Raw genomic sequence first — 16,048 nt, 5'->3', positions numbered from 1 at the left:
CTCCCATGCCTGACGACACCTCGACCTCCCGCATCCTCCGCTCGGCCCTGACCGGCAGCCTCGCACTGGCCGGCTCCACCTTCGCCGTGCAGGCGCTGGCCGGCGGCTACGCACAGGATGCAGCCGCCAGCCCGCAGGCCGCCCCGGCCGTGGCGAAGAAGGCCCAGGAAGGCAAGTGCGGCGAAGGCAAGTGCGGGGCCCACGCACCCGCTACCCCCGCCACTCCTGCGGCCGCCCCGGCCCCGGCTCCTGCCCCTGCTGCCAACGCCAAGCCCAAGCCGCAGCAGGCACAGCCCGCCACGGATGCGGCTGCCGCCGCACCATCGCCACGCGCCGGGCGCTGACGTTACGGCCTTCGGCATGCCGGCCCCCGCCTCCTCCCTGCCTGCCGCATCGGCCGGACTCGGCCTGCGGCGGGACCTGCTGGCGGAGCTGGCCGCAGCGCCCGATGGCGCCTTCGATTTCCTCGAATGCGCGCCCGACAACTGGGTCGGCATCGGTGGCCCACCGGGCGAGGCACTGGCCGCGCTGGCCGCCCGTCATCCGCTGACCTGCCACGGCCTGTCGCTGTCGCTGGGCGGGCCGGAGCCGCTGGACCGGGAATTCCTCGCCCGCACCCGTGCCTTCCTCGACCGCCACCGCGTACGCCACTACAGCGAACACTTGAGCTACTGCACCGACGAGGGCCACCTGTACGACCTGCTGCCGCTGCCCTTCACCGAAGCGGCCGTGCGCCACGTGGCCGCACGCATCGGCCAGGCCCAGGACCTGCTGGGGCGGCGCATCGCCGTGGAGAACATCGCCTACTACGCCGCCCCTTGGCGCGACATGGACGAGGCCGACTTCATCAATGCGGTGCTCGATGCGGCCGACTGCGATCTGCTGCTGGACGTCAACAACGTGCAGGTCAACGCCGTCAATCACGGCTATGACGCCGCCGGTTTCATCGCGCGCATGCCCTCCCGGCGGGTCGCGGGCTACCACGTTGCCGGGCATCTGGATGTCGCGCCGGATCTGAAGGTAGACACCCATGGCAGCGCGGTGAGCGAGCCGGTCTGGGGGTTGCTGGCGCTGGCCTTCGACCTCCACGGCGTACGCCCCACCCTGCTGGAGCGCGACTTTGGTTTTCCGCCGCTGCCCGAGCTGCTGGACGAAGTGGCGCGCATCCGCCGCATCCAGGCCGCCGCCATGCCCGGGCGGCCGCGATGAACCAGGACACGTTGCGCCGGCAGCAGTTGCAGTTCGCCCACCATCTCCGCGACCCGGACCATGCGCCGCCACCGCCCGGCATCGAGGCGCGCCGGCTGGCGCTGTACCGCGAGCTGGTCCTCGGCAACCTGCAACGCATGCTGGACGCCGCCTTCCCCGTCTGCCGGACCCTGCTCGGGGAAAACGCATGGCAAGCCCGGGTACGCCACTTCCATGCCCGGCACCGCTGCCAGAGCCCGCTGTTCGCCCGGATCCCGTCCGAATTCGTCGCCTACCTGCAGACCCCACAGGCCGAAGCACCGGCCTGGCTGGTCGAACTGGCGCACTACGAAGCAGTCGAACTGACCCTGCAGACCGCCGACGATCCGGCGCCGGCGCACCTCACGGAGGGAGACCTGCACACCGGCACCCCGGTGTTGTCGCCATGGCTGCGCGCGCTGGCCTACCGCTGGCCGGTGCATCGCCTCGGCGGGGATCGGCTGCCCGAGGACACGCCGCCGGCCATGCCGACACTGCTGCTGGTGTGGCGTGCGCCAACCGGCGAGGTGTGTTTCGCCGAGCTCAGCCCGGCCAGTTTCCGCCTGCTGGAATGGCTGGCCCAGCCACGACCGCCGAGCGCGGCCGAAGCACTTGCCCGGTTGGCCGGTGAAACCGCCGCGCCCGATCCCGCCGCATTCATGGCAACCGGGTACGACCTGCTGCGGCACTGGCGGCAGCAAGGCGTCGTGCTCGGCATCCGGCCCGACCCGGCCGATTGACCGGCGCGGGCTTCGACGCCGCGGGCGCCCTTGTCATCCGCACGCCAGGGTGGAGCGCAGGAGGCGCCGGATATGCCCGCACACGTCCGCCCGGAAGGGCCACGACCCGGTGAGCAGGTGTGCTTGCGGCCGCAGCAGCGCCGCGGCGTGCTGCGCTTCAGCGCAGGAAGAACTCCACCGGCACTTCCAGTTCCACCGGGTCGGGCAGCGAAGCCGGTGGCGCTGGCAGCGGCTGCGCGCGATGGAAGGTCTGCAATGCCTCCTCGTCGAGGGACGCATGGCCGCTGCTGCGTTGCAATGCCACCGACAACACGCGCCCCTGCCGGTCGATGCGCACGTGCACGTAGGCCACCCCTTGCTGCCGCGCGACCTGTGCCGCGCGCGGATAGTGGCGGAACCGCTCCAGCCGGGCCAGCACCTCGCCGGTCCAGTTCGCCTGCGTTCTGCCCGCATGGCGCGGCGCCGGCGGCAGCGAGGGTGCGGGCGGCGCAGCCTGCTGGCTGCGTTCGGCGGCTTGATCCGGCGACGCGGGCGATGAGGACGGCTCCGGTATCGCTTCGGCAACCATGTCGGGAAACTGCGCGGCCGCAGGCATGGCCTCGGCCAGCACCCGTTCGGAAGTCGGCGGCGCCAGCGCGGCGGAGGAGCGCGGCGGCGACGCCGTGCTGTCGGGGGTCGGCGTCGGTGCCTGCAACTGCGCCACCGGCATCGCCGGGGCCGCGGGCGGCAGCAGGCTCAACTGCACCCGCACGGTCTCCTCCGCAACCTTCGCCGGCACCGGCATCCGTGCCCAGCCCCCCAACACGCCCACCGCTACGGCCAGGTGCAGCAGCACGGTGCTTGCCGCCGCCAGCCAATGCATGCGCTGCTCATGATCGGCCAGCGTGCATTTCGCACGCATCATGCCGGCCCGGCCGGGCGGCGCGCTCAAGGCAGCCCCTCCCGGGCGCCTCCGCATCGGGAGGATCTCCGCTGCCGCCGGCGCCCCGTAGATCGCGCCGGCCATCATGAACATGATAATCATTCTCAAATTATACCCGGGGCACGGGCTCCCAGGCACATGCCCCCGCGCAGGCACCGCACCCTGCCGGCTGTCCGCTGAAACGGATTCCCCGGCTGCCCCGCGCGCACCGATACCTTGCGAATCAACAGGAAGATCGCCCGCCCCCTGCCGGCAACGCCCCCTCATCCGAAGCGAGGCGACAGCCCGGCAACGCCAATGGGCAGTGCCCGCAATCCCGGCTGACTCACCCGGCCGCCTTGCCGGAAACCGGATGGCCCCTGCCCGCTCCGTACTTCGTTCGATCGCCGCCCCGGATCACCCGGAGCGCGGGACCGGGCTTATCCCTCTGCCCGGGCGCCCTTGCCTCCTGCTGGCCGGAACGAACCGAGCAGGGCCAGTACCGCCGCCAGCGCCACGTAGGCGCCGGCGAACTGCCAGCTGATGCTCCGCTGCAGCCCCTGCAGTGCCCACGGCAGGTACACGCCGCCGCGCGGATCGACCGAGTGGATCAGGCCGAACAGGGTCAGCAGCGCGGCCACCAGCAGCAGCACCGAGGCGCGCCGCGGCTGCTGCTCGATCATCGCCACCAGCATGGCGATCCACAGCATCGCGGTGATGATGAAGCCGTTGCCCAGGGCGAAGATCACCGCCAGTTCCGGCAGGCCATGGCCGTCCAGCGTGGTGGTCAGCTCCAGCAGCCGCTCCGGCGCGATCCAGCCCGGGGCCTTGATCGCCAGCAGGTAGGCCACCGAGGGCAGGAAGCCGAGCACCATCGCCGCGGCATGCCGCTTAGGCGTGGCCTCGAACGCCTGGGTGGTGATGTCGATGGCCACGTACACGATGATCGGCGCCAGTACCGCCAGCGGCAGCCACTGCACCAGCCCCGAGATCACCCCGAGCATGCCGCCGATGCCGACGAACAGGCCGGTCAGCAGCGTGTAGCCGCTGCGTGCGCCCATGTGCTTGTAGGCCGGCTGGCCGATATACGGGGTGGTCTGGGCGACGCCGCCGCAGAGCCCGGCCACCAGCGTGGCCACGGCCTCGACCAGCAGGATGTCGCGCGTGCGGTAGTCGTCGCCGGCCGCGCGCGCGCTCTCGGACACGTTGATGCCGCCGACCACCATCAGCAGGCCGAACGGCAGCAGCAGCGGCAGGTAGTCCAGCGCCGCCGGCAGGCCGTCGATGAAGCCCAGCGTCGGCAGCGGCAGCACCACCTGCGGCGGCGTCCACTGCGGCAGGGCGAAACCCGGTGCCCCCAGCCCCGCCAGTCCCAGCCCGTAGTACAGCGCGGTACCGACGACGAAGGCCACCAGCACCCCCGGTGCGGGTACCGGCAGGCGCCCCTTGGCGACCAGCACGTACAGCAGCAGGCCCAGGGTGACGAAGCCGGCCACCGGCGAGCGCAGGGCCTCCAGCAGCGGCAGCAGTCCCATCAACACCAGCGCGATGCCGGCGATGGAGCCCAGCAGCGCGGCCCGCGGCAGCGCGCGGGTCACCGCCTCGCCGAAGAACGACAGCACCAGCTTGAGCACGCCCATGATCACCAGCGCCGCCATGCCCAGCTGCCAGGTGGCCATCGCCGCAGCGTGCGGTTCCATGCCCTGCTGGCGGAAGCCGGCGAAGGCCGGGCCCAGTACCAGCAGCGCCATGCCGATGCTGGTCGGGGCGTCCAGCCCCAGCGGCATCGCGGTGACATCGTCGCGGCCGCTGCGCGCGGCCAGCCGCCGCGCCATCAGCGTGTACAGCAGGTTGCCCACCAGCACGCCGAAGGCGGTACCCGGGAACATGCGCCCGAACACCACCTCGGCCGGGAACTGGAAGATGCCCACCAGTGCCATGGCGATGAAGCCGAGGATGGACAGGTTGTCGACCACCAGGCCGAAAAAGCCGTTGAGGTCGCCGGCGACGAACCAGCGCGGGCGCGGGGCTGCGGAGTGGGGAGCCATGGATGGACCAGCGAAAAGAAGGAGGAAAACCACTGCCGGGACACGGATGCCACGCCCCGGCCCGGCTCACGCGATGCTCAGAACGAGACGTCCACCGCCTGGCGCGCCCACAGCACCGACTGGTGGCCGGTGGCCTGCTTCCATGCCAGGCGGATCGCCTCGATGTCGTTGCGGCGCTGCGGCGTGTCCTCGTGCAGCACCACCAGCACCTTGGTGCGCAGCCGCTCGGGTCCGGCCGCGCCGCGGAACAACCACTGGCCGTACGCATCGAACACGGTCAGGCCGTCGGGGAAGCGCGGCGTCACTTCGCCGTCGAGGAACGCGCGCCACTGCGCCTGGCTGATCGCGTCGGTCTGCACGCGGCTGGATTCGCCGTCCTCCCGGCCCACGCCGAAGTACAGCTCGCTGCGCACCCAGTGCGCGCCCTCCGCCGGGCGCGCGGCGTCGCCATGCAGCGCGGCGGTCGCCGCCGGCGGCTCAGCGGGAGGGGCGGCGGCGGCAACTCCGGCCAGGCACAGCAGCAGCGGGAACAGGAAAGCGGATGACTTCATGGATGACCTCTGGAAGGCCCCGCAAGGATGGCGTACCCGTCCCTGCAGCGGCATATCACGTTTACGGATGAGCTGATGCCACGCGGGGCTTGCACCGGGCAGCGGCATCACGCGAAGATAACATATCGCTCCATCCGGATGAATGTAACAAAGCATCCGGACTCCCTTCCCCACGTCACCCCGGAGTTCCCCCCATGGCCCGTATTTCCCCGGCACCGCTCGGCCTGGCCGTCGTGCTGGCATTGTCCTCGCCCGCCTATGCCCAGGAGGCATCCGGCCCGGCGACCACGCTCGACACCGTGATCGTCACCGGCACCCGCGCCAGCGACCGCACCGTACTGGAATCCACCTCGCCGGTGGACGTGCTCACCGCCGAGGACATCCGCAAGGCCGGCGTGGTCAACGGCGAACTCGGCAGCGCGCTGCAGGCGCTGCTGCCGTCGTTCAACTTCCCGCGGCAATCCAATTCCGGCGGTGCCGACCACGTGCGCGCGGCGCAGCTGCGCGGGCTGTCGCCGGACCAGGTGCTGGTGCTGGTCAACGGCAAGCGCCGCCACAACTCGGCGCTGGTCAACACCGACAGCAAGATCGGCAAGGGCACCACGCCGGTGGACTTCAACGCCATCCCGGTCAGCGCCATCAAGCGCATCGAAGTACTGCGCGACGGCGCCGGCGCGCTGTACGGCTCCGATGCGGTGGCGGGGGTGATCAACGTGATCCTCGACGACGCCCCCGAGGGCGGCGCCATCGAAGCCAGCTTCGGTGCCCACCATACCGACCTCAAGCCGATCGGCCGCACCCTGACCGACGGCCAGACCGGCTTTCTCAGCGCCAAGGTCGGCACCGCGCTGGGCGATGACGGCGGCTTCCTGCGCGTCGGCCTGGAACTGAAGAACCGCGAAGCCACCAACCGCGCCGGGTTCGACCAGATCCCGCCATGGGAGGCACAGACCCCCGACAACCTGGCCCTGGCCGGCAAGCGCAACTACGCCCTGGGCGACGGCGCCAGCAAGGATCTCAACGCCTGGTTCAACACCGAAATCCCGTTCGGCGCCACCTCCAAGGCCTATGCGTTCGGTACCTACAACCAGCGCGATACCGAAGGCGCCAACTACTTCCGCTATCCCGACGGCGAAGCCAACTGGAAGCAGCTCTACCCGCACGGCTACCGCCCCGTCTCCGAAGGCGAGAACCTCGACGTGCAGCTGGTGGCCGGTGCGCGCGGCCAGTGGGGCGAGTGGAACTACGACGCCAGCCTCGACCACGGCCGCAACGAGTTCACCTACCGCCTGCGCGATTCGCTCAACGCCTCGCTCGGCCCGGCCAGTCCCACCCGCTTCAAGACCGGCGATTACGCGTTCGAGCAGACCGTGGCCAACCTCGATGTCGGCCGCATCTTCGTGCGTGCGGACGACAGCCACAGCCTCGGCTTCGGCGTGGAAGCGCGCCACGAACGCTACGGGACCGGCGCCGGCGACCCGGCCAGCTACGCCGCCGGCCCGTACACCGACCGCCCGACCGGCTCGCAGGCCGGCGGCGGCCTGACCCCGCAGGACGAAGCGCACCTCACCCGCGACGTGGCCAGCGCCTACACCAGCCTGTCCTCGACCTTCGGCGAGAAATTCTCCACCGACATCGCCGCACGCTACGAGCACTACCAGGACTTCGGCGGCGAGCTCACCGGCAAGCTCGGCGCACGCTATGCGTTCGCTCCGGCGTTCGCGCTGCGCGGCGCCATCTCCAACAACTTCCACGCGCCGTCGCTGAGCCAGACCGGGTTCGAATCCACCTCCACCGGCTACACCGCCGGCGGCCAGCTGGTGCAGGGCCGGCTGCTGTCGGTGAACAACCCGATCGCGCGCGCGCTGGGCGCCCGCGACCTGAAGCCGGAGAAGTCGATCAACTACAGCCTCGGTTTCACCAGCCAGATCGGCAACCACCTGGACCTGTCGCTGGACCTGTTCCAGATCGACATCGACGACCGCATCGCGCTGTCGGAGAGCATCACCGGCGACGCACTGACCGACTTCGTGCAACAGCGCTTCGGCGTGGGCGGGCTGGAAAGCGCGCACTACTTCGTCAATGCCGCCGACACCCGCACCCGCGGCGCCGAGTTCGTCGCCAACTGGCGGCAGACGCTGGGCGGCGGCGACCTGCTGCTCACCGGCACCTGGAGCTACGCCAGGACCGAGCTGAAGAACGTGCTGGCCACGCCGCCGCAGCTGCTCGCGCTGGATCCGGGCTACGTGCTGTTCGGCGTGGAGGAAAGCAATACCCTCACCGATGCCGCGCCGCGCACCCGCGCACAGCTGGCGGCGAGCTGGGCCGACGACCGCTGGTCGCTCAGCAGCCGCCTGAGCCGCCATGGCAGCGCCCGCCGCGTGTTCGATTTCGGTGGCGGCTTCACTCCGACCCAGACCTATGGCGCGGAATGGCAGCTGGATGCGGAAGTGGAATACCGCATCACCCCGGCGTGGAGCGTGGCCGTCGGTGGGCAGAACCTGACCGACAACTACCCGGACCGCTCCAACCAGGACATCCACTACTTCGGCAACCTGCCCTATGACGTGTTGTCGCCGATCGGCAGCAACGGCGCGTACTGGTACGGCCGCGTGCGCTACGCGTTCTGACCCTGTGCTGGAAACCGGGACCAGCGCCCGGTTTCCAGCTGTCCCACGGCGCTGCGATAACTTTCTGCTCACGCCGCGCATGGCATGGTGGGCGCATGCTCAAAGCGTCCATCAGCCCGCCTCCCGCGCTGGATCCGGCGTGCGCATTGTTCCTCGATGTCGACGGCACGCTGGTCGGGTTCGCCGCGCAACCTGAAGATGTGCGCCTGTCTCCGGGCGTCCGTGACTGGATCGCCCGCATCGGCGAGCGCCTCGACGGCGCCCTGGCACTGGTCAGTGGCCGCCCGCTGGCACAGCTGGACCAGTTGTTCGCGCCCTTGCGGCTGCCGGCCGCCGGCCTGCACGGGACGCAGCTGCGGCACGGCACCGAAGCCGCGGTACCGGCCACCGAGACCGCGCACTGGCTGCACGAACTGCACGTGCAGGCGATGCGCTTCGCGCATGCGCATCCCGGCGTGCGCGTGGAAGCCAAGGGCCAGGCCCTGGCCCTGCACTGGCGCAACGCCCCGGATGCCGCGCAGGCGGTGGACGCGTTCGCGCGCGCACAGCTGCCGCGGCTGCCGGGCGTGCGCCTGCAACCGGGCAACCACGTCGTCGAACTGGTGTCTGCCAGCCACGACAAGGGCACCGCGATTACCGCGCTGATGGGCGCGGCGCCATTCGCCGGGCGCTACCCGGTGTTCGTCGGCGACGACCTCACCGACGAGTACGGCTTCGCCGCGGCGACGCGGCTGGGCGGTTACGGGATCCTGGTCGGCGACCGTTCCCCGACCCAGGCGCGCCACGCCCTGCCGGACGTGGCCGCGATGCACGACTGGCTGCGCGCGGGCGCGGCCTGATGCCATGCCGCGCCACCGGGTCACCGGTCGCATGCGCGGTCGCACCCCGGGGAGGCCTGGCCTCCCCACCAGCATGGAGGAAGCGATGCTTCAAGCCAACCTCGAGATGGGCGTCATCGGCAATGGCAGTTTCGGCGCCCTGATCGACCGCCATGCCCGCGTGGCGTGGAGTTGCCTGCCCGCGTTCGACGGCGATCCGGCGTTCTGCGCGCTGCTGTCGCCGCGCGAACATGACGGCGGCGACTTCGCCATCGAGTTGGAGGACTACGCCGGCAGCGAGCAGCACTACATCACCAACACCGCGATCCTGCGCACGGTGCTGCGCGACGCCCATGGCGGCCAGGTGGAAGTGATCGACTTCGCCCCGCGCTGGCGCCGCAACGACCGCTTCTACCGTCCGCCGAGCCTGATCCGGCGCATCCGCCCGCTGGCCGGCAACCCGCGCATCCGCGTGCTGGCGCGGCCGCTGGCCGACTGGGGCGCACGCGTTCCCGAATGCACCTGGGGCAGCAACCACCTGCGCTGGCTGCTGCCGGATTTCACCCTGCGCCTGACCACCGACGTGCCGGTGCGCTTCATCCGCGAGGCGCTGCCGTTCGTGCTCGCCCACCCCATGGAACTGGTGCTGGGCGTGGACGAGCCGCTGGACCGCTCGCTGGCCAGCTACGCGCAGGAAGCGCAGCAGCGCACCGAGGACTACTGGCGCGAATGGACCCGCTACCTGTCCATCCCGCTGGAATGGCAGGACGCGGTGATCCGCAGCGCCATCACCCTCAAGCTGTGCCAGTACGAGGACAGCGGCGCGATCATCGCGGCGATGACCACCTCCATTCCCGAGGCCCCGGGCAGCGCCCGCAACTGGGATTACCGCTATTGCTGGCTGCGCGATGCCGCCTTCGTGGTGCGCGCGCTCAACCGGCTGGGCGCGACCCGGACGATGGAGGACTTCCTGCGCTACATCTTCAACCTGGCCACCACCGACGGCAGCCTGCAGCCGCTGTACGGCATCGGTCTGGAGGAACGGCTCGACGAGCACGAGGTGCCATCGCTGGCCGGCTACCGCGGCATGGGCCCGGTGCGGCGCGGCAACCTGGCCTGGCTGCAGCGGCAGCACGATGTCTACGGTTCGGTGGTACTGGCCTCGACCCAGTTGTTCTTCGACCAGCGCCTGAAGGATCCCGGCGACGTGCATACCTTCGCCCGGCTCGAACCGCTGGGCGAACGCGCCTATGCCCTGCACGACGTCCCCGACGCCGGGCTGTGGGAATTCCGCGGCCGCACCGCCGTGCATACCTATACCGCCGCGATGTGCTGGGCCGCCTGCGACCGCCTGGCCAAGATCGCCGTGCGCCTGGAACTGCACGAGCGCGCCGCGCTGTGGCGCGAACGCGCCGACCACATCCGCGGGCGGGTGCTGGCGCACGGCTGGAACGCGCGGCTGGGCCATTTCACCGACACCCTCGACGGTACCCACCTGGATGCCTCGCTGCTGCTGCTGGCCGATATCGGCTTCGTCGACGCGGACGACCCGCGCCATGTCGCCACGGTGGAGGCCATCGGCCGCGGCCTGCGCCGCGGCGACGCGCTGTTCCGCTATGTCGCCCCCGATGATTTCGGCGCGCCGGAAACCAGCTTCACCATCTGCACGTTCTGGTACATCGACGCACTGGCCGCGATCGGCCGCATGGACGAGGCCCGCGCCCTGTTCGAAAGCGTGCTGGCGCGGCGCAACCACCTCGGGCTGCTGTCCGAGGACCTGGCCTTCAGCGACGGCGAGCAATGGGGCAACTTCCCGCAGACCTACTCGCACGTGGGCCTGATCACCGCCGCGATGCGGCTTTCGCGCAGCTGGCAGGAGGCCTCGTGAGCCGCCTGGTGGTGGTTTCCAACCGGGTCGCGCTGCCCGGCGAGAACCGCGCAGGCGGCCTTGCCGTGGCGCTGCAGGCCGCGCTGAAGGAACGCGGCGGCCTGTGGTTCGGCTGGAGCGGGCGCAGCGTGGCCGGGCCCAGCGGGCAGCTGCACGAACACAGCGACGGCAACATCCGCTACGCCACCCTGGACCTGTCCAGGGCCGACCTGGACAACTACTACAACGGCTTCTCCAACCGCGCGCTGTGGCCGCTGCTGCACTTCCGCCTGGACCTGGTGGACTACGACCGCAGCAAGCGCGAGGGCTACTGGCGGGTCAACACGCTGTTCGCCGACCGGCTCGCGCCGATGCTGCGCGACGACGACATCGTGTGGATCCACGACTACCACCTGATCCCGCTGGCGGCGCTGCTGCGCGAGCGCGGCATCGGCTGCCGCATCGGTTTCTTCCTGCACGTGCCGGTGCCTTCGGCCGACCTGGTGCAGGCCTTGCCCGAACACCACTCGCTGTTCTCGGCGCTGTATGCCTGCGACCTGCTCGGCTTCCAGACCCGGCGCGACATGGACCGCTTCCAGTCGTGGGTGCGCCTGTTCGGCGGCGGCCGCGTCATCGACGAGGCGCACATCCAGGCGCCCGGCGGGCGCCGCGTGCGCATCGCCGCGTTCCCGATCAGCATCGACACCGCGCACATCGCGCGGCAGGCGCGCGCGGCCACCGGCAACAGCCCGGTGCGCGCGCTGCGGCACAGCCTGCAGGAGCGCAAGCTGGCCATCGGCGTGGACCGCCTGGACTATTCCAAGGGCCTGCCCGAGCGCTTCCACGGCTTCGAGCGCTATCTGGCGCGCTACCCGCAGCAGAAGGGCAGCATGACCTTCCTGCAGATCGCGCCGGTCTCGCGCGGCAGCGTGGCCGAGTACCGCACGCTGCGCAGCGAACTGGAACAGCTGGCCGGGCATATCAACGGCAGCCACGCCGAGGCCGACTGGACCCCGCTGCGCTACGTCAACCAGAACTACGCGCACAGCACCCTGACCGGCTTCTACCGCGAAGCCGCGGTGGGGCTGGTGACGCCGCTGCGCGACGGCATGAACCTGGTGGCCAAGGAGTACGTTGCCTCGCAGGACCCGGACGATCCCGGGGTGCTGGTGCTGTCGCTGCTGGCCGGTGCCGCCGACGAACTCAGGCAGGCATTGCTGGTCAACCCGCACGACCTGGACGGCGTCGCCGACGCCATCGCCACCGCGGCGAACATGCCGCGCGGTGAACGCATCGAGCGCTGGCAGGCGATGATGGAGCACCTGCGCGAGTACGACATCAACCGCTGGCGGCGCGACTACCTGCAGGTTTTGGAGGGCGGCTGAGCGACGCGGCCGCCGGCAACCCGGGCATGCACCGGAAACGGCGTCGTTCCCGCGCCGCCGCGGTAACGCCCTGCCCCGCCTAATCCAGGAAACGCTGAACCTGCTCCGGCGATGGCAGGTAGCAGCTGCCATGGCGGCCGAACCAGCGGTAGCGGTTGCGCGCCAGCCAGCGGTAACCGCGGTCGCGCAGGCGGCGCGGCAGCAACCGCGCCAGTGCCGCCAGCCGCCACGGGCCGCCGAGGCCGGCCAGCACGCGCACGATGGCGTCGGTATCGGTATGCGCGTGCCCCTGCTCGACCAGCAGGAACGACAGCGGATCATCCGGATCGAGGCCATGGGCGCGCATCAGCCGGCGCCCGTGCGCGCCCTGCATCGCCGCGAAGCGGTAGCGGCCGTGGCGGTCGAAACGCAGCAGGAAGCGCACCCAGCGGCTGCACAGCGCGCAGACGCCATCGAACACGATCACCGGCGCAGGACCGGCGTCGGAGTCGGGCGTCCCTTCACCCATGGCCGCGGCCTCCGTCGATGCGGCCGGAGGCGGGGACGTCCGGTTCTGCCTCCCGGTTTTCGATCGGCAGCAGCCAGCCTTCGTAGCGGATCAGCGGCCCGACCAGCGGCATCGCCACGTCCACCAGGAACGCGTAGCGGTCGCCGTCCGCGCGCTCGCGGCAGCGCACCCGCGCGAACCAGCGGGCGGGCAGCGGCACGACGCCGAAGGCCCAGGCACGCTCGGCGCGCCAGTGGATCTCACCGTCCACGGCTTCCAGCGCGAAGCGGAAGCGCACCGCGCCCAGGCGTTCGCACAGGCGTCCCTGCCGCGCCCACAGCCGCGAGGCCATGCGCGCGTCGCCGAACCGGCGGTCCCAGCGCTCGCCGGCGCCATCGATCACGAACTCGACCGTCACCGGTACCGCCTCCGCATCCGGCGGCAGCCGCGCCAGCCAGGCGCAGGGCGCCACCAGCCAATGGCGGCCGCGGCGCACGCATGCCTGGCCACCCCAGCGCTGCCGGCGCGGCACCGAATGCAGCGCGCGCAGTACCGGCGGCAGCTGCGCGAACGCGGTGCCCAGCACCCGCTCGAACAGCGGCCGGTTCACCGCGCCATCCACACCAGCGTGGCCATGCGTCCGCTGCGACGATCGCGGCGGTGCGAGAACCAGCGCGCGGGATCGGCGATGGTGCACTGGTCGCCGCCGTGGATCGCCGCAGCGTCCATGCCGGCGGCCTGCAGCCGTTGCCGCGCCAGCGCGTACAGGTCCACCCGCCAGTGGCCGGGCCGGGTGCCGGTGAATGCCGTTTCGGCAGCGGCCGAATGCGCCAGGAAGGCATCGCGCACGTCGGCGCCGATCTCGTAGTGCGCCGGCCCGGCGGCGGGGCCGAGCCAGGCGATGACATCGGACGCCGGGGCATGCATCGCCGCCAGCGTGGCCTCCAGCATGCCGTCGGCCAGCCCGCGCCACCCGGCGTGGGCGGCGGCCACTTCGTCGCCCGCGCGGCTGGCGAACACCACCGGCAGGCAGTCGGCGGTGAGGATCGCCAGGACCACGCCGGGCACCGCGGTCACCGCGGCATCGGCCACCGGCTCGCCATCGGCGGCCTGCGCCACGGCGGGCGCGTCGAAGCGCAGTACGCCGGTGCCATGCACCTGGCGCAGCCAGTGCGGCGCCGAGGGCAGGCCCGCCAGCCGCTGCAGTTCATCGCGGTTGCGCTGTACCTGCCGCGGGTCGTCGCCTTCGGCCGAGCTGCGGTTGCCCAGGTTGAAACTGTCGAACGGCGGCTGCGAGCCACCCGCGCCGTGGCGCAGCGTGGTGAACGCGCGTACGCCCGGGGCGGCCGGCCAGGCCGCCGGCAGCAGCGGCAACGCGGCGGCCATGGTTCAGCGCCGCTCGCGTTCGGCGAACAGGATGCTGTCCTCGCGCAGCGCCTTCATCAGCGCCAGCATGTCGGCCGGCACCGGCGCGCTGTTGCGGATCGCCTCGCCGGTGATCGGGTGCGTGAATTCCAGCGTCTCGGCGTGCAGCGCCTGGCGCTTGAAGCCGCGCAGCTGCGAAACCAGTTCGTCGGTGGCGCCCTTGGGCAGCTTCAGCGCGCCGCCGTAGAGCGGGTCGCCGATGATCGGGTGCTTCAGGTGCGCCATGTGCACGCGGATCTGGTGGGTACGGCCGGTTTCCAGCCGGCATTCCAGCGCGGTATGGGCGCGGAAGCGCTCGCGCAGGCGGTAATGGGTGACCGCATCGCGGCCGTCCTCGCGCACGGCCATGCGCAGGCGGTCGCGCGGGTGGCGGTCGATCGGCGCATCGGCGGTGCCGCCGGACACCAGCGCGCCGCTCACCACGGCCAGGTACTGGCGGTGCACCTCGCGCGCGGACAACTGCTCCACCAGCGCGGTCTGCGCCTGCAGGGTGCGGGCCACGACCATCACCCCGCTGGTGTCCTTGTCCAGCCGGTGGACCACGCCGGCGCGCGGCACCGATGCCAGCGACGGGTCGCGGAACAGCAGCGCGTTGACCAGGGTACCGGTGGGGTTGCCGGCCCCCGGGTGGACCACCAGCCCGGCCGGCTTGTCGATCACGAAGACATGCTCGTCCTCGTACAGGACCGACAGCGGGATGTCCTCGGGGATGGCGTCGGTCTCGGTGTCCAGCGTCGCATTCAGGGTCGCCAGCTCGCCGCCGCGCACCGGATCGCGCGGACGGGCCGGGACGCCGTCGAGCAGCGCCGCCCCGGACTTGATCCATTCACTCAGGCGGGAACGGGAGAATTCGGGGAACAGCTCGGCCAGCACCGCGTCGAAACGGCGGCCGGCGGCGGCGTCGGGCACCCGCGCCTGGCGGGAAGGAAGGGAAGCGTTGTCGGACATGGCAGGGGTATCGGCGGAATTCGGGGGGTCCCGGCGACAGGAATCAGTCGCAGGACAGGTCACTAGGCTATCATCGCCCCTTCGTATTCCTGCCGCGTCCCGCCCCGACCCATGATCCGACGCTCCCCGCTGCTGTCCGCTCCCGTCCGCATCACCGCCCTGCTGCTGGTCCTGGTCTTCGCCGCCACCGGCTGCCATCGCGGCGCCAAGGGCAAGAACGCCGATGAGGGCATGCCGGTCGAGACGCTCTACGAAAAGAGCCACAGGCTGATGGAAGGCGGCAACTGGTCCGGTGCCGAAACCAGCTTCAGGCGGCTGATCGCCCAGTACCCGTACGGCCCGTACACCGAGCAGGCGATGATCGAAAGCGCCTATGCCCAGTACAAGGCCGGCAAGAACGACGACGCGGTGTCCAGCATCGACCGCTTCATCCGCACCTACCCGACCCACCGCAACATCGCCTACCTGTACTACCTGCGCGGGCTGGCCAACGGCAACAGCGACACCGTGTTCCTGCGCCGGGTGTGGTCGCTGGACTCCAGCCGCCGCGACCTGTCCACGCCGCGCCAGGCCTACGCCGATTTCAACATCGTCACCGAGCGCTACCCGAACAGCCGCTACGCCGCCGACGCGCGCCAGCGCATGATCGAGCTGCGCGACGTGTTCGCCCAGCACGAGATGGACAACGCCCTGTACTACGCCCGCCGCGGCGCCTGGGTCTCGGCCGCCGGCCGCGCCACCTACCTGCTGGAAACCTACCCGCAGAGCGCCTTCCAGAACGACGCGGTGGCCCTGCTCGGCGAGTCCTACGTCCACCTGGGCAACAAGACCCTGGCCGACGACGCCCGCCGCGTGCTCGAGCTCAACGAGCCCGGCCACCCATGGCTGCAGGGCGAATGGCCGAAGTACCCGTGGATCGCGCGCAAGCTCAACCCGTTCGCCGGCGAGAAGTCCGCCGCCACCGGCCAGCGCAACGCGCGGATGAACCGCAAGTAATCCGCGCCGGCCACGGCCGGGTCGC

14 protein-coding genes and 1 pseudogene are annotated in these 16,048 nt (G+C 71.1%); 8 read left to right on the top strand and 7 right to left on the bottom strand.

What is annotated here, in order from left to right:
- Positions 1–5: 5 nt before the first annotated feature.
- From F0P95_RS08460 to F0P95_RS08450, 3 genes are read left to right on the top strand one after another with little or no spacing between them, the layout of a single operon-like run.
- Positions 6–344, top strand: coding sequence for an HvfA family oxazolone/thioamide-modified RiPP metallophore (locus F0P95_RS08460; RefSeq protein WP_182336543.1), 339 nt, complete (start codon positions 6–8; stop codon positions 342–344).
- Positions 345–360: 16 nt separating this feature from the next.
- Entirely contained in the window at positions 361–1,209 is an 849-nt protein-coding gene (locus tag F0P95_RS08455; protein ID WP_182336541.1) for an HvfB family MNIO-type RiPP peptide maturase, read from the top strand.
- Positions 1,206–1,967 (top strand): HvfC family RiPP maturation protein, encoded by a 762-nt coding sequence (locus F0P95_RS08450; RefSeq protein WP_182336539.1) that lies wholly within the window; start codon positions 1,206–1,208, stop codon positions 1,965–1,967. The genes F0P95_RS08455 and F0P95_RS08450 overlap by 4 nt, the downstream gene beginning before the upstream one ends.
- A gap of 157 nt (positions 1,968–2,124) precedes the next feature.
- On the opposite strand, the gene F0P95_RS08445 is transcribed toward F0P95_RS08450, so the two are convergent.
- The 3 genes from F0P95_RS08445 to F0P95_RS08435 form a co-directional block, all read right to left on the bottom strand.
- Positions 2,125–2,976 carry an energy transducer TonB gene (locus F0P95_RS08445; protein ID WP_182336537.1) on the bottom strand — a complete coding sequence of 284 codons (852 nt, stop codon included), beginning with the start codon at positions 2,974–2,976 and terminating at the stop codon, positions 2,125–2,127.
- 332 nt (positions 2,977–3,308) lie between these two features.
- Complete coding sequence (locus F0P95_RS08440) at positions 3,309–4,916, bottom strand: SulP family inorganic anion transporter (RefSeq protein ID WP_182336535.1); 1,608 nt, start codon at positions 4,914–4,916, stop codon at positions 3,309–3,311.
- 77 nt (positions 4,917–4,993) lie between these two features.
- Positions 4,994–5,467 (bottom strand): DUF3574 domain-containing protein, encoded by a 474-nt coding sequence (locus F0P95_RS08435; protein WP_182336533.1) that lies wholly within the window; start codon positions 5,465–5,467, stop codon positions 4,994–4,996.
- A 194-nt stretch (positions 5,468–5,661) separates the two neighbouring features.
- Between F0P95_RS08435 and F0P95_RS08430 the strand changes: the two genes are divergently transcribed.
- The 4 genes from F0P95_RS08430 to otsA all read left to right on the top strand — a co-directional run bounded on the left by F0P95_RS08430 (position 5,662) and on the right by otsA (position 12,167).
- A complete protein-coding gene (locus tag F0P95_RS08430; RefSeq protein ID WP_182336531.1) occupies positions 5,662–8,097 on the top strand; it encodes a TonB-dependent receptor plug domain-containing protein in 2,436 nt (811 codons plus the stop codon).
- A 95-nt stretch (positions 8,098–8,192) separates the two neighbouring features.
- Entirely contained in the window at positions 8,193–8,936 is a 744-nt protein-coding gene (otsB, locus tag F0P95_RS08425; RefSeq protein ID WP_182336529.1) for a trehalose-phosphatase, read from the top strand.
- Between the two features lie 85 nt (positions 8,937–9,021).
- Positions 9,022–10,803 (top strand): glycoside hydrolase family 15 protein, encoded by a 1,782-nt coding sequence (locus F0P95_RS08420; RefSeq protein WP_182336527.1) that lies wholly within the window; start codon positions 9,022–9,024, stop codon positions 10,801–10,803.
- A complete protein-coding gene (otsA, locus tag F0P95_RS08415; RefSeq protein ID WP_182336525.1) occupies positions 10,800–12,167 on the top strand; it encodes an alpha,alpha-trehalose-phosphate synthase (UDP-forming) in 1,368 nt (455 codons plus the stop codon). Before F0P95_RS08420 ends, otsA begins: the two co-directional genes overlap by 4 nt.
- 79 nt (positions 12,168–12,246) lie before the next feature.
- Here the strand turns inward: otsA and F0P95_RS08410 are convergent, their stop codons facing one another.
- The 4 genes and pseudogenes from F0P95_RS08410 to rluD all read right to left on the bottom strand — a co-directional run bounded on the left by F0P95_RS08410 (position 12,247) and on the right by rluD (position 15,027).
- Positions 12,247–12,675 (bottom strand): thiol-disulfide oxidoreductase DCC family protein, encoded by a 429-nt coding sequence (locus F0P95_RS08410; RefSeq protein WP_182336523.1) that lies wholly within the window; start codon positions 12,673–12,675, stop codon positions 12,247–12,249.
- 64 nt (positions 12,676–12,739) lie between these two features.
- A pseudogene (locus F0P95_RS08405) lies at positions 12,740–13,264 on the bottom strand (DUF4166 domain-containing protein); the annotation flags it as partial.
- The gene (gene pgeF / locus F0P95_RS08400; protein ID WP_182336521.1) at positions 13,261–14,040 is read right to left on the bottom strand and encodes a peptidoglycan editing factor PgeF; all 780 of its coding nucleotides are present in this window, start codon (positions 14,038–14,040) and stop codon (positions 13,261–13,263) included. The gene pgeF and the pseudogene F0P95_RS08405, both read right to left, overlap by 4 nt.
- 3 nt (positions 14,041–14,043) lie before the next feature.
- Entirely contained in the window at positions 14,044–15,027 is a 984-nt protein-coding gene (gene rluD / locus F0P95_RS08395; protein WP_182336519.1) for a 23S rRNA pseudouridine(1911/1915/1917) synthase RluD, read from the bottom strand.
- Positions 15,028–15,138: 111 nt separating this feature from the next.
- Between rluD and F0P95_RS08390 the strand changes: the two genes are divergently transcribed.
- Positions 15,139–16,023 (top strand): outer membrane protein assembly factor BamD, encoded by an 885-nt coding sequence (locus F0P95_RS08390; RefSeq protein ID WP_182336517.1) that lies wholly within the window; start codon positions 15,139–15,141, stop codon positions 16,021–16,023.
- Positions 16,024–16,048: the final 25 nt, after the last annotated feature.

This window comes from Stenotrophomonas acidaminiphila (assembly GCF_014109845.1).
In the GTDB taxonomy this organism is placed as follows: Bacteria; Pseudomonadota; Gammaproteobacteria; order Xanthomonadales; family Xanthomonadaceae; genus Stenotrophomonas; species Stenotrophomonas acidaminiphila.
This window is presented reverse-complemented; position numbering and strand designations above follow the sequence as displayed.